Genomic DNA, 681 nt, shown 5'->3' with positions numbered 1-681 from the left:
CGTGGCCGTTCATTCCATTGGGTAACCCTGCATATCAACACCAAGATCCCTAAGCAGCTCGAAATTAATTTTGATATCAGTGTCGATAATCAGAAATATATTGCCAAAATTGCACACTATGGTGTCTCTCCAGATCAAGCGGAATTAATTGCAAAAAAAGAAAAAGAAGCAGACTTTGACAAGCTTATAACCGACTTAAATGCTAAAGTAAGAAGCGGAAAATTGAAAATAGATAAATCTGTGGCTTACCTTATTGGGATCTACCAAAAGAAAGGGATTTTACCAAATAAAGGATAGAAAAAAAACACTCTTTTTACCGAAAATAATCAGATTAAATTTTAATTTATGATGATTATTTGAGTCGGCTTTAGCCGATTAATTGCTGCAGAAAGAAAAAATATAGTCGGAAAAAACATTTAGAGTCTGGGTCCTCGGTTCTGCCCTCTCCTCTGGTCGAGCTCGTTTCTTCGCTCTCTTTCGTTTTGGAGGTGTTTTTCTACTTCCTTAAATTCTTTAGACCTCATTAAAAGCGCAGTATCTACGGGGGATAGTTGCTTTTCTTCTGCTACTTTTTTAACAGCTGAAGTAACCATTTCATTTATTTCTCGATCCCCTTTTTGCTGGATCGAATGGCTAATAAAATGAAATTTCAGTTTTACGTCATAGCCGTATTTTTTACCC

The 681-nt window shown here is 36.1% G+C and carries 2 protein-coding genes; one reads left to right on the top strand and one right to left on the bottom strand.

Annotation, left to right across the window (positions count from 1 at the left end):
- The coding region (locus DNA98_RS17870) for a hypothetical protein (RefSeq protein ID WP_199489415.1) at positions 1-297 on the top strand (297 nt) is incomplete at its 5' end.
- A gap of 119 nt (positions 298-416) precedes the next feature.
- Here the strand turns inward: DNA98_RS17870 and DNA98_RS17865 are convergent.
- A partial coding sequence (locus tag DNA98_RS17865) for a hypothetical protein (RefSeq protein ID WP_158531675.1) occupies positions 417-681 on the bottom strand: 265 nt, incomplete at its 5' end.

This window comes from Meiothermus sp. Pnk-1 (assembly GCF_003226535.1).
Taxonomy (GTDB): Bacteria; Deinococcota; Deinococci; order Deinococcales; family Thermaceae; genus Allomeiothermus.
This window is presented reverse-complemented; position numbering and strand designations above follow the sequence as displayed.